Annotated in this window: 11 protein-coding genes; 2 read left to right on the top strand and 9 right to left on the bottom strand. The window is 66.4% G+C overall.

The window, feature by feature from the left end; all coding sequences use genetic code 11:
* Position 1 precedes the first annotated feature (1 nt).
* Together proC and AC3ANN_RS01720 are read left to right on the top strand one after the other, a co-directional pair.
* Positions 2-841 carry a pyrroline-5-carboxylate reductase gene (gene proC, locus AC3ANN_RS01725; RefSeq protein ID WP_488339289.1) on the top strand — a complete coding sequence of 280 codons (840 nt, stop codon included), beginning with the start codon at positions 2-4 and terminating at the stop codon, positions 839-841.
* Positions 842-849: 8 nt separating this feature from the next.
* Positions 850-1,587, top strand: coding sequence for an HpcH/HpaI aldolase family protein (locus tag AC3ANN_RS01720; RefSeq protein WP_488339288.1), 738 nt, complete (start codon positions 850-852; stop codon positions 1,585-1,587).
* A gap of 27 nt (positions 1,588-1,614) precedes the next feature.
* Here the strand turns inward: AC3ANN_RS01720 and AC3ANN_RS01715 are convergent, their stop codons facing one another.
* The 9 genes from AC3ANN_RS01715 to fdhA all read right to left on the bottom strand — a co-directional run bounded on the left by AC3ANN_RS01715 (position 1,615) and on the right by fdhA (position 11,993).
* Positions 1,615-2,598 carry an ornithine cyclodeaminase family protein gene (locus tag AC3ANN_RS01715; RefSeq protein WP_488339287.1) on the bottom strand — a complete coding sequence of 328 codons (984 nt, stop codon included), beginning with the start codon at positions 2,596-2,598 and terminating at the stop codon, positions 1,615-1,617.
* Between the two features lie 13 nt (positions 2,599-2,611).
* Positions 2,612-3,517 (bottom strand): dihydrodipicolinate synthase family protein, encoded by a 906-nt coding sequence (locus AC3ANN_RS01710; RefSeq protein ID WP_488339286.1) that lies wholly within the window; start codon positions 3,515-3,517, stop codon positions 2,612-2,614.
* A gap of 251 nt (positions 3,518-3,768) precedes the next feature.
* Positions 3,769-4,806 (bottom strand): mechanosensitive ion channel family protein, encoded by a 1,038-nt coding sequence (locus AC3ANN_RS01705; RefSeq protein ID WP_488339285.1) that lies wholly within the window; start codon positions 4,804-4,806, stop codon positions 3,769-3,771.
* A 79-nt stretch (positions 4,807-4,885) separates the two neighbouring features.
* Positions 4,886-5,458 carry a hypothetical protein gene (locus AC3ANN_RS01700; protein WP_488339284.1) on the bottom strand — a complete coding sequence of 191 codons (573 nt, stop codon included), beginning with the start codon at positions 5,456-5,458 and terminating at the stop codon, positions 4,886-4,888.
* Between the two features lie 80 nt (positions 5,459-5,538).
* Positions 5,539-6,777, bottom strand: coding sequence for an arginine deiminase (locus AC3ANN_RS01695; protein ID WP_488339283.1), 1,239 nt, complete (start codon positions 6,775-6,777; stop codon positions 5,539-5,541).
* A 33-nt stretch (positions 6,778-6,810) separates the two neighbouring features.
* Positions 6,811-8,268: a basic amino acid/polyamine antiporter gene (locus AC3ANN_RS01690; RefSeq protein WP_488339282.1), complete on the bottom strand. Its 1,458-nt coding sequence runs from the start codon at positions 8,266-8,268 to the stop codon at positions 6,811-6,813.
* A gap of 526 nt (positions 8,269-8,794) precedes the next feature.
* Positions 8,795-10,042 (bottom strand): DUF1508 domain-containing protein, encoded by a 1,248-nt coding sequence (locus AC3ANN_RS01685; RefSeq protein ID WP_488339281.1) that lies wholly within the window; start codon positions 10,040-10,042, stop codon positions 8,795-8,797.
* Between the two features lie 273 nt (positions 10,043-10,315).
* A complete protein-coding gene (locus tag AC3ANN_RS01680) occupies positions 10,316-10,720 on the bottom strand; it encodes a GlcG/HbpS family heme-binding protein (RefSeq protein WP_488339280.1) in 405 nt (134 codons plus the stop codon).
* Positions 10,721-10,775: 55 nt separating this feature from the next.
* Positions 10,776-11,993, bottom strand: coding sequence for a formaldehyde dehydrogenase, glutathione-independent (fdhA, locus tag AC3ANN_RS01675; protein WP_488339279.1), 1,218 nt, complete (start codon positions 11,991-11,993; stop codon positions 10,776-10,778).
* Between the last annotated feature and the right edge of the window lie 12 nt (positions 11,994-12,005).

The raw sequence follows: 12,005 nt of genomic DNA, 5'->3' as shown, positions 1-12,005 counted from the left end.
CGTGAACCCATCGCCGTCTCTGTGCGTCATCGGTGCGGGATCTCTGGCGCGAGCGCTCGTTGCCGGCTGGGCCGCACGGGGTGAGATGTTCCGCGACATCGTGACGGTCTCGCGACGCGACGAGCGGGCAGCCGAGCTCGCCGGCAGCGTCACCAGGGCGCTCAGCCTCCAGAGCGACCCCGACGCCGTGCGGCATGCCGCGGCGGAAGCGGACATCGTGCTGATCGCTGTCAAGCCGTGGATGGTGCGAGATCTCCTGCCCCGGATCGCCGACACGATCACCAGCACGGGCGCCATCGTCGTCTCCGTCGCGGCCGGCGTCCGAATCGAGACACTCCGCGCCGGCCTGGGTGCGAGTCCCACGATCGTGCGTGTCCTCCCGAACACCCCGTCTCAGGTCAATCAAGGCGTCGCAGGCATCGTCGGCGATGGCGACCCTGCACTCATCGATCGGGTGCGAACGCTCTTCCGTCACCTGGGCGATGTCGTAGACGTCGACGAAGACGAACTTGATTCGATGACCGTGCTGACCGGCTCCGCGCCGGCATTCATCTACCTGTTCACCGAAGAGCTCGCCGCCGCCATGACTGCGCAAGGATTCGCCGCCCGCGACGCCGACAGGATGGCTCGGAGGGTGCTGATCGGCGCGGCACGCCTTCTCGAAGTGTCGGGTGAGGATCTCCGCACCCTTCGGCGCAGAGTCACCAGCCCCGGGGGCGTGACGCACAGCGCCGTGGAGGTGTTCGAGGCCCGCGGTCTCGGGCAACTGGTGATCGACGCCTCTGCGGCGGGCCTCGACCGCGCCCGGCAGCTGGCGACCGAACCGGGCCCGGCCGGATGAGCGAGCCCGTGCACCTCGGAGCTTTCAGCTTCTCCGGTTCCGCGCCGGTCGTCGAGGCGCTGGCGCGTTCAGGCCTGGACTGGGTGTGCCTGGATGCTCAGCACGGCAGGTGGTCCGACCTGTCCGTCCTTGGAGCGCTCGATCTGCTCGGCGGCGGCGCCCGGCAGGACGCCGCTCGCGTCTACGTCCGTCCGCGATCCGCGGACCATGACCTCATCGGGCGCGCCCTGGACGCAGGTGCCGCGGGGGTGATCGTGCCGCTGATCGACTCCGTCGAGCAGACACGAGCGGTCACCCAGGCTGCGCGCTTTCCACCCATCGGTACGCGAAGCGTCGGCCCGATCCGAGCTGCGTTCGGTGCAGCCGACGATCTCGCCGCCGCTAACGCGGGCGTGACGATCGGGATCATGATCGAGACGTCGGCTGCCCTCGCCGCAGTCGACGACATCGCGCGCGTCGACGGCGTCGACATGCTGTTCGTCGGTCCTTTCGACCTAGCCCTCGCCCTCGACACCACAGTCGACGCTCTCCTGTCTCACACCTCCGCGGACGCACCCATCCCACGAATCGCGGCAGCCGCACGCGCGGCGGAGATCCGATTCGGCGGATTCGCCGGGACGACCGAACGCGCGCGAGCGTTCATCCGGCACGGCGCGACGTTCGTCTCCGTGATCAGCGACCTGGACGCCACTGTCGAGGGGGCGATGAGCGCTCGCCGCGACGCGCTCAGAACAGAAGTGTCCTGATTCCGCGGTGCACGGGTTGCCTGCCTTTCAGGGGCGGCTGCGGCGTTCGTTCTCCACGAGACGCGCGACCACGACGAGGTCCTCCCACGCCATGCCGACGCCCGTATACACAGCAGGGTGACCCGCGCGACGGTTGACACGGCCGACGACGAGATCCGCGAGGTTGGCGGGACGGAGCGCCGGCACGTGCCACTCCTCCGCCGGACGCGCGCGCAGCAGGTTGCCGTTCTCTCGCAGTGCCGACGCCCGCGACTCCACGACCAGATCACCGTCGAGGATGATGTCGTCACCCAGCTCACGGTTCGCGGGCCCGTGGGAGCCGATCGCGGCGACGACGGCATGGTCGGCGACGTCGGCGCGATGCAGCACAGGCCTCTGGGATGACGTCACCGTGACGATCACGTCGGCGCCCGGCAGCCGACTACGGTCCGCGGGCTGCACCGGGAACGGCAGATCCGCCAGTACGGCCGCACGCGCCGCCACCCGTTCGTTGTTCCGACCCAAGAGGGAGACTCCACCGATGGGCATCAGGGCGGCGAGGGCACGAACGTGCGCCTCCGATTGCGGTCCGGACCCGATGACCGCGAGGTGCGGGATACGGAGGCCCTCGCCGGCGCCGCGGGTCGCGGCCTTGAGCAGGCCGCGAACCGCGAAGGCGGTCACCGCTGCGGTGCGCGCGAGCGTGAGCCGCGCACCGTCGACGATCGCGAGAGGCTGGAGCGTGCCTGCGTCGAAGAGCAGGTACCAGGCATGGATGCGCGGCAACCCCCGCTCGCCGTTGCCGGGGGCTATCGTCACCACCTTGATGCCGGCGTGCGTCGCGGTCTCTGACGGCATGAGGAGGAACTCGCCGGCCCGGAGCGGGCTGAACAGGCGTGGCGGATCGGACTCGATGTCGAGGCCCTCGAGCAAGGCGTGCTCGAGGGACTCGACCGTGACCTCCGGCGTCAGATGCTCGAAGGCGTCGTCGCCGAGTACGGGAATCGCCGGCGCGGAGCCAGAAGCCGCCATCAGCGCCGGGCGATCAGCGATAGCCCTTGGCGAGCACGGCCTCGGTGTCGGAGATAATCTGAGCCTGCACCTCGGCGGGCAGGGGAAGGCGCGGCGGCCGGGTTGTGATGCCCGCCGGCGCGACCCCCGCGACCTGCTGCGACAGCTTGATGGCCTGGACGAACCAGACCTTGGAATCCCAGCGCAGCAGGGGGTGGAGGTCACGGTAGATCTCGTGTGCGCGTCGCCACTGCTCCGGGTCGTCGGAGGTGGACAGCTTGTACAGTTCGACGGTGGACTGCGGAATGGCATTCGGATATCCGGCCACCCAGCCCTTGGCACCGTTGATACCGAGTTCGAACACCACGTCGTCGCTGCCGATGGAGACATCGAGCCCCGGCGCCTGCTCGCGGATGGCGTACGAATTGCGTACATCGCCCGAGAACTCCTTCACCGACACGATGAGTCCCTCCGCGTAGAGCCGGGCCAACAGCTCCGGTCGCAGATCGACCTTCGTGTCGATGGGGTTGTTATAGGCCAGAACCGGGACGCCGACGGCGGCGACGCGACGGTAGTGGTCGATGACCTCATCGTCGCCGGCGCGGTACCCGTTGGGTGGGAGGAGCATGACGGCGGGTGCGCCCAGCTCAGCAGCGTGCTCGGTGTGACGGACGCTCTCCAGGGCGCCATAGGCACCGACGCCCGGGATCACGACAGCACCGTCAGCTGCCGCGAACGCGGTCTCCACGACCTGTCGGCGCTCGTCCTCGGTCAGCGTCTGATACTCCCCCAGCGAGCCATTCGGGATGATCCCATCGACACCGTTGGATGTCAGGAACCGGACGTGTTCACCGAAAGCGTCGTAGTTGACGGAGAAGTCGGGATCGATCGGGAGGGTGGTGGCGACGTTGACGCCATGCCAAGGCTGAGTCGAGGGCATCGAATCTCCTGTCTAGTCGGCAGGCGTCCCGCCTGAACCATGTGCAATGTGCAATATTACTGTACTTCATGTCGGTCTCACTGTCTATCGCGCACGTCGGGCGCGCCGGCTCGAGCTGCCCGTGCCCGCCCTCGAACGGAGCCGGCGACCGGTCTAGGGATGGAGCCGCCGCCGGGTGCGAACCACGCCGCGCGTGTTGTCGTGGCCGGTCCACGGAACGCGCAGCAACATGGCCTCGCTCAAGGAGTCGGCTACGTGTACGGCGACGCCAGCAGCCTGTGCCGGACGATCCACTCGGGGTGGTCATCGCGAATCCACTCCACGAGCGACTCTCTGACGTGACATCTGAGCTCCCACAGCGTGGGTGGATCGGCCGCGCTCACCAGGATGCGGACTCGAAGGACGCCCCCCATGGCCTCGGTGAGATGCACTCGGGCGACCTCGCCGTCCCACAGTTGGGTTGCCTCCAGAATCCCGTCGAGCCGTTCGCGCAGCGCCGGAACCGACGCCTGCCAGTCGAGGTCGAGCTCGACCGGTCCCGACAGGTCGGGGGCGATCTTGCTCCAGTTCTCGAAGGGGGCGGTGGTGAACCTCGTGCACGGGAGCACCAGCACCCGTCGGTCCCACGTCACCACGACGACATAGCTGAGCGTGATGTCGTGCACGCGACCCCACTGGCCTTCGACGACCACCACGTCGCCGACTCGGATCGCCTCGCTGTACGCGAGCTGCACACCCGCGAACAGGTTCGAGAGCGTCGATTGCGCCGCGAGACCGACGACGACGGAGATGATTCCCGCCGACGCCAGGAGGCTCACGCCGATCGCCCGCACGCCCTCGAACGTCATCAGGATCGCCCCGATGGCGACGACGATGATCACGACGAGCCCCAGCCGCCGCAAGACCGACAGCTGCGTTCTGCTCCGGCGCGCGTCAGCCGAGTCGGTCGCCGGCACGTCCGACCTCGCTACCAGGTAGTCGACGCCCGCCAGGAATGCTGACGCCACGAGCCACGCTCCGCTGGCGATGACCGTGATCACCAGGGCGTGCCCGAGGAAGGCGCTCCACGCCGGGTCGGGAAGATAGGCCGTCACAAGCGCTGCAGCGATCAGCGGCAGAGTCACCAGGAGCGGCCATCGAGTACGCCTCGCGAGCTCGGCCGCCAAGCGACTCCTCCGGCCGACCAGGCTCAGCACGACGATCACGGCGACAGACGCCACGGCGGCGACCAGGATGGCGCCCGCCAACTCGAGCCAGAACACCGGCCATGCGCCGGCGGAGTCATCCATGACCTGCCTCTCCTCTCAGCCGAATCCGCGCGAAGCCTGCGCGGCGGCCACGACGCAGGCGAGGTGCCCTGATCGCCGGTCATCCATCGTCGAACGCCTCGCCGCGCGCCGAGGCGGCGGCCGCCTGTCTGCGAACGGCGACGACCATGCGCCGATCCGGCCTGGCAGGCACGAGAATCTCGATGGTCGGCTCGCCGGAGAGCCAGCCGCGCTTGTCGTGCAGTCGGACGATTCGGTTCCGCGTCGGCCAGTACGGCGTCGCGAGCGGCTTGTACCGCGTCGCCTTCGAGATCAGTGGCCATGGCACGTCGTAGTGCGCGGCGACGCGAGCGGCCACCTCACCCAGCCACCACTGATGCATGTAGCGGGCGAACCGGTTCATGAGGACGACGACCAGCAGCGATACGAGGAGGACGGCGAACCAGAACGCGGCGAGCGCGAGCTCTCGTGGCGACGCTGCCTCCTCGTACGGGTGGATGACGGCATTCACGAGCGACGGCACGGCGCCGAAGTACGCCACGAAGAAGGTCGCCAGCTGTGCGATTCCCTGGGCCAGGACGCCTCCCGTAAGGATTCCCCAACGGCTGATCCGCGGCGAAAGGGCGGGTGCGGACCTCGGCTCGATCGGCGTCAGCTGAGGCTGCCCCGACACCATCCCCGTCAGCGCGCGTCGCGCTTGTCGCAGCCTGGCCTTCCGCCTCGCACGCGCGCGGTGCATCCGCCGTCGCCGCTTCAGAAGGTGACGGGGTCGCGCGAGATCGGACAGGTCATGCAATGGCCGCCTCCACGCCCACGCCCGAGCTCGGCACCGACGATGGTGATGACCTCCACGCCGGCCTTGCGCAGAAGCGTGTTCGTGTGAGTGTTCCGGTCGTACGTGAAGACCACGCCGGGTTCGACCGCGACCGCGTTGTTGCCGCTGTCCCACTGCTGACGTTCGCCGGCGTACCAGCCACCGCCGGGCTCGACCGTTCGGAGCTTCGCGAGGCCGAGCGCATCGGCCACGACCTCGATGAACGGCTCGCTCTCTTCGGTGACCTCCACTCCCCCGTCGTCGGCAGGGCGTAGGGAGAACGTGTGGATGCCGTCGACGATGTCCGGATAGTACGTGACGAGGTCGCGGTCGGCGAAAGTGAACACGGTATCCAGGTGCATGGCAGCGCGCAGCTTCGGCATGCCCGCGACGACGACGCGTTCCGCGGCACCGGCTTCGAACAGCTTCGCGGCGACCTGGGTGATCGCCTGTCGTGATGTGCGCTCGCTCATCCCGATCAACACGGCTCCGTTGCCGACAGGCATGACATCGCCGCCCTCGAGCGTGGCGTGTCCCCAATCGAGTTCGGGGTCGCCCCACCACACCGTGTTCGCCGTGTACTCGGGATGGAACTCGTAGATCGCCTTCATCAAGAGCGTCTCGTCGTGACGCGCAGGCCAGTAGAGGGGGTTGAGCGTCAGTCCGCCGAAGATCCAGCACGTCGTGTCGCGCGTGTAGATGGTGTTCGGAAGCGGCGGAAGGAGGTATTCGTTGGCGCCGCTGGATTCCCGGGCGAGCGCGACATAGCCGGGCCGGAAGTTGTCGGGCAGTTCCCGGGTCGACAGGCCGCCGATGAGGTGTTCGGAGAGGGTCGTGTCGTCGAGCGATTCCAGGTATGCACGAGTGTCGGCGACAAGGCCGGTTCCCACTCCGTTCGGGTGGACCGTCCGATCCAGGAGCCAGTCCTTCGCACCGGGCACAGCGAGGGTCTCCGCGAGGAGATCATGGAGTTCGACGACCTCGACGCCGCGGTCCCGCATCTTCAGGACGAAGTCGTAGTGGTCGCGTTTCGCGTTCTGAACCCACAGGACGTCGTCGAACAAGAGGGCGTCGTTGTTGCTCGGCGTGAGCCGCTCGTGCGCGAGTCCCGGGCGGCATACGAGGACCTTGTTGAGCTTTCCCACCTCGGAATGCACGCCGTACGTGACGGGGGGCATGGGGTTTCTCCTCTCGGGGGCGGTGATGCGCGGTCAGATCTGAACGGCCCCTGTTGCGAGCAGGACGACGCCTACGACGGCGAACACGAGTACCGCGGCGAAGACGGCGATTCCAGGGCGAGTGAAGACCCGCTCGTTCTGCTGCCTGCGCGCGATGATGTAGAGGATGGTCGCAGGAGCCAGCAGGATGCAGGCGAGGAACAGGAAGACGTACCCCGCGACCCAGATGAGGAACACCGTGTAGATCGTCGAGATGCCCGCGATCACGAGATCGCGGGTCCGACCGTCCGCGTGCTGGCCGTATCCGTCTCGGGTTATCGCGATCTTCAAGGCGTACGCGCTGGCAAGCGCATACGGAGCAAGGGCCAGCGCGGCTGTCAGGTCCAGCGTGAAGTCCAGGGCGTCGTCGACGAACTGGACGACGAACAGGATGACGGTGACGAAGACCGACGTCCACAGCACGGCACGCTCGGGAACCTGGCGGCGGTTGAGGATCGCGAAGTGGCGTGGCAGGTCGTCGTCCTTCGCGGCGGCGTATACGACGTCCGCGGCAAGGAGCTGCCATGCCAAGTAGGCACCGAGCACGGAGATGATCAGTCCGACGCGGATGAAGGCGCCGCCCCACGGCCCGACCGCCGCCTCGAGGACACCGCCGACGGACGGCTGCTGGAGCTCTGCGAGCTCGGCTCTCGGCAGGATCCCGTACGACAGGATGGAGATCGACGCGAAGAGCGCCAGAACCGACAGGAACCCGAGAACGGTCGCCTTGCCGACGTGTTCCCGCTTCTTCGCGTATCGCGAGTAGACGCTGGCGCCCTCGATCCCCAGGAACACGAAGACCGTGATCAGCATGGTTCCCTGCACCTGCGCGAACAGCGAGTCGCCCCCAGGGACGTCGTATCCGCCTGTGAGGTTCCCGACGAACACGTCCCAGCGCACGAAGAAGAGCACGAGCACCAGAAAGAGGCCGAGCGGGACCAGCTTGGCGACGGTCACGATGAAGTTGACCGCAGCGGCTTCCTTCACGCCGCGCCGGATCAGCAGAAAGAAGCCCCAGACCGCCGCCGCCGAGATGAAGAAGGCGGGCCAGGTGTCACCGTTTCCCAGAACCGAACGCCACTCGGGGAACAGCTGCGAAAGGGTGGTCATGATCAGCACCCAATAGAACGCGTTCCCCGCGCACGTGGAGGCCCAGAACCCGACGGCCGAGAGGAAGCCGGGATATAGACCGAATCCTTCCCGCGCATAGACGTACACGCCGTTGTCGAGCTGCGGCTTGCGAACCGCGAGGGTCTGGAAGACCAGTGCGAGGGTCAGCATCCCGAGACCCGCGATCGTCCACGCGATGAGTGCGCCGTAGACGCCCGTCTGGGTGGCGAAGCGCGCCGGGAGCTGGAACACGCCGGCCCCCACCATCGAGCCGACCACCATCGCCGTCAGCGCGGGAAGGTTGAGTTTGGAGGTCGCCGCGATTTCGGTCGGCGCGGACATGAGGCGAGGATCCCCAATCTGTCACTCGGTCAGTGCACGTGTACCGGGGCTGTCAGTCCGTGTCTAGCGCAGTCGAGAGGCGCTCACAAGAGGGGCCGCAGTCGCTGAGTGACGAGGTCGCCTCTCCGAGCGTCGCTCCCTCGACGAGCCCATATGGCCTGTCCGGGGGTGCATGGCGCCGAGCGCGACCATCATCCGAGAAGCCGATGACGGCGGATATCTGAGTCGCCCACGCCGTGCCCACATCTCGGAAGAAATCAGCCAGATCGGGAACAAACCCGCCGGGACCACGTCGCAGAACGAGGGTGAAACAGCCGGAATATGGCGGAGACGGAGGGATTTGAACTCCGTCGGAACCGTTCCTTCTCAAGCTGATTCGATCCGGTTCGACACAGCTTCCGCGAAATTTCGCGGATCATTCATCGCCCATCGCGCCTATTCACCGACTTGAGCCCGCCGCGTTCCGTCTCGTTCGTGGGCACGGGGTGGGCACGAACGCGGCCCTGAACAACGTGGCGGGTGACTGCTACGTCAGATCGACCACCGGCGAACCTGCGTTGGACTTCACCGAGTCGATGCCGTTCTGCGCCGCCGACTTCGAGGTGTACGACTCGGAAGTCGCGATGACTTCTCCGTTCCCAGCCTTCAGTCGAAAGCGATAACCATCCGATGAGTCCTTGAACAGCTCGGACTTGCCTGCCATGCAACCCTCCTTGATGCTTATTGCAGTGTTGTCTTGTCCGAGCGACCGATCTGCGTAGACGTCTAGCGTCATCGCGGCTGAAGCGTGCCCGAGCATCCGCTGCAGGATCTTTACGTTCGCCCCCGCGGAGATCGCGAGGCTCGCGGCGGTGTGGCGCAGGTCATTGGGAGTGATGAGCGGAAAGCTGTCCGACGAAGCGATACGCAGCCGTGCAATGGCCGGCGCGAACACGCGACGGCGGAAGTTCCCTCCCCGGAGAACCGCTCCCTCCCGCGTGGAGAAGACAAGATCCTTTCGCCCACCGACGACGCGGTCGCGCATTCCCTCGTCGAGCAACGACGGGTATGGCACAACGCGTTGTTCATACGTCTTCGGTGTCCCCCAAACCAACGCGCCGCGAACGTCGGCGACAGCACGCCGCACGTGCACGAGACGGTTCGCCAGATCGACGTCGGCGGGACGCAACGCTGCAGCCTCACCCCAGCGCAGTCCGCTATACGCCAAGAACCTCACCAGGGTTCCCCACTCCCCGACTTCATCGGCCAGTTCATGGACCTGCAGGTGGCTCAGGTAGTGCCGCTCTGACTTGGACAGTCTTGGAAGCTCAACGTCAGCGGCAACATTGCGGGCGAGGCGGCCATCGCGAACCGCGAATGCAAGCACTTCGGACAGGACGAGGAAGACCTGGCGCGTCGACGACGCAGACAGCGCCGTCGAAAGCTGCCTCACCCAAGACTGAATATGAGCGTGATCGATGTCGACGATCCGCACACTGCCCCATCCCGGGAGCACATGCTTGTCGAGCGAGTTTCGATAGCCGGACAATGTGGTCGGCTTCACACGGATCTTGCTGGCATACCAAGCCTCAGCAATCTCCGCGAAGCGGACCCGCGATCGCGCGGGATCCACCCATTCGCCACGAAGCTTCGAAGCCTCCACAGTTGCCAAGAAGGCCTCCGCTTCCCGCTTCGTGCGAAACCCACGCTTGTCCGTCTGCGTATTGTCCGGACGGCGGTAGCGCACCCGATACCGGCGGCCCGCCTTCGATTCGTAGGGCTCGACACTTCCCACCCCCCGCATCGTAGTCCGTTCTTGCGGAATGCGACAGGCATACCGCAACGAGGTCGGGAACAACCATGTGTTAGTCGAGTGCCGAGTCCGCGCCCATCTGCGCGTTCGCAATCTCAGGGCGTGCAGCACCGCGGGCACGCCCACGGCGTCCTTCTCGGCCGCGTGACGTGCACGCAGGTCTCGTCGATGTCGTTCTTCGGAGGCTTCGTCGCCATGTCTAGCTTCGCGTAGGGCGCAGGTGGGGCACGGGCATGCCCCACCTGCGCGGTCAGGTCACAGCGCGGCGGCGCCAGCCTCAGCGACGGTCTGGTCCTGTTCGCCGGAGCCTCCGCTGACCCCGATGGCGCCGACGACCCTACCGTCGCGGCTGAGCGGAACGCCGCCTGCGAAAATGGCGACACCGCGGCCGTGGGCGTTGGTGGTGTGGATGCCGAAGAATTGCTGGGTCGGCTGGGAGTTGTCGCCCAGGTCCTTGGTCGAGATGTCGAATGCCTTCGACGTCCACGCCTTGCTGATGGAGATTTCGATGCTGCCGATCCACGCACCGTCCTGACGGACGTGGGAGACGAGGTTGCCTCCGGCGTCAACTACGGCGATGTTCATGGGCTGGCCGATCTCGTCGGCGCGTTTCTCGGCGGCGGCGATAACGCGACGGGCGTCCTCGAGGGTAACGGTCATGTCTTTTCCTTTCTGGAAGTTGGATGCCGGCGGTCCCGGATCCGGGTTAGTGTGTTCAGGCCGCGATGTATCCGTTGGGGTTGAGGACGTACTTGCGGGCCGCGCCTTTATCGAAGTCCGCATATCCGGCAGGAGCTTTTTCAAGCGTGATAGGCGTGGCGTTGACCGCCTGGGCGATCTGAACCTTGTCGTGAAGGATGGCCATCATCAGTTGCCGGTTGTACCGCATGACCGGGCACTGACCAGTGGTGAAGCTAAGCGACTTGGCCCAGCCCAGACCGAGTCGCAGCGAAAGGGATCCCGTCTTGGCGGCTTCATCGATTCCGCCCGGGTCGCCCGTGACATACAGCCCGGGGATTCCGAGAGCGCCGCCGGCGGCAGTGAGGTCCATGAGGGAGTTCAGGACCGTCGCAGGCGCTTCGTGCGACGCATCGGATCCGTGTCCGCGCGCCTCGAAGCCCACCGCGTCGACGCCGCAGTCCACTTCGGGGACACCGAGGATCTGATCGATCTGGTCTTTGGGGTCGCCCTCGGATACATCGACCGTCTCGCAGCCGAACGAACGCGCCTGAGCGAGCCGCTCCTCGTTGAGGTCCCCAACGATGACGACGGCCGCACCGAGGAGCTGCGCACCGACGGCGGCAGCGAGTCCCACCGGGCCGGCGCCCGCGATGTAGACCGTGGCACCCGGCCCGACACCTGCGGTGTACGCGCCGTGGAAACCAGTCGGGAAAATGTCGGAGAGCATCGTCAGATCAAGGATCTTCTCCAGTGCTTGGTCACGGTCAGGGAACTTCAGCAGGTTCCAGTCCGCGTACGGGACCAGCACGTACTCGGCCTGCCCCCCGACCCATCCACCCATGTCGACATAGCCGTAGGCGCTTCCCGGCCGATCCGGATTGACGTTCAGGCAGATACCGGTCTTGCCCTCCTTGCAGTTCCGACAGCGTCCGCAGGCGATGTTGAACGGGACCGAGACAATGTCACCGACCTTGATGAATTCGACATCAGGCCCCACCTCCACGACCTCGCCGGTGATCTCGTGTCCGAGAACAAGTCCCTCAGGGGCGGTGGTACGACCTCGCACCATGTGCTGGTCAGAACCGCAGATGTTGGTCGACACCGTGCGGAGGATCGCGCCGTGGGGCACCTTCCGTCCGACGTTCGCCGGGTTCACGCCGGGCCCGTCTTTTAGTTCGAACTCCGGATAAGCGGTGTCGACTACCTCGACGATCCCGGGGCCCTTATATGCGACGGCCTTGTTCCCAGACATACTCGTCCTCTC

This window comes from Microbacterium sp. STRO-2N (assembly GCF_057747775.1).
The sequence above is the reverse complement of the archived record's forward strand: the minus strand, read 5'-3'. Positions and strand labels throughout refer to the sequence as shown.